The 573-nt window shown below is 60.2% G+C and carries 1 pseudogene; it reads left to right on the forward strand.

What is annotated here, in order from left to right:
• Positions 1–573 (forward strand): annotated as a pseudogene (locus K0778_RS27190) (RHS repeat protein); the annotation flags it as partial.

Here is a 573-nt window from a genome sequence, read left to right on the forward strand (position 1 = left end):
CTACCAGACCCGTTATGAATACGACCGCTTCGGCCAGATGACGGCGGTCCACCGCGAGGAAGGCATCAGCCTTTACCGCCGCTATGACAACCGTGGCCGGTTAACCTCGGTGAAAGACGCACAGGGCCGTGAAACGCGGTATGAATACAACGCCGCAGGCGACCTGACTGCCGTTATCACCCCGGACGGCAACCGGAGCGAGACACAGTACGATGCGTGGGGAAAGGCGGTCAGCACCACGCAGGGCGGGCTGACGCGCAGTATGGAGTACGATGCTGCCGGACGTGTCATCAGCCTGACCAACGAGAACGGCAGCCACAGCGTCTTCAGTTACGATGCGCTGGACCGGCTGGTACAGCAGGGCGGCTTTGACGGGCGGACGCAACGTTATCATTATGACCTGACCGGAAAACTCACACAGAGTGAGGATGAGGGACTTGTCATCCTCTGGTACTACGATGAATCGGACCGTATCACTCACCGCACGGTGAACGGCGAACCGGCAGAGCAGTGGCAGTATGATGGCCACGGCTGGCTGACAGACATCAGCCACCTGAGCGAAGGCCACCGTGT

Source organism: Escherichia sp. XD33, from assembly GCF_019375075.1.
Lineage (GTDB): Bacteria > Pseudomonadota > Gammaproteobacteria > Enterobacterales > Enterobacteriaceae > Enterobacter > Enterobacter flexneri_A.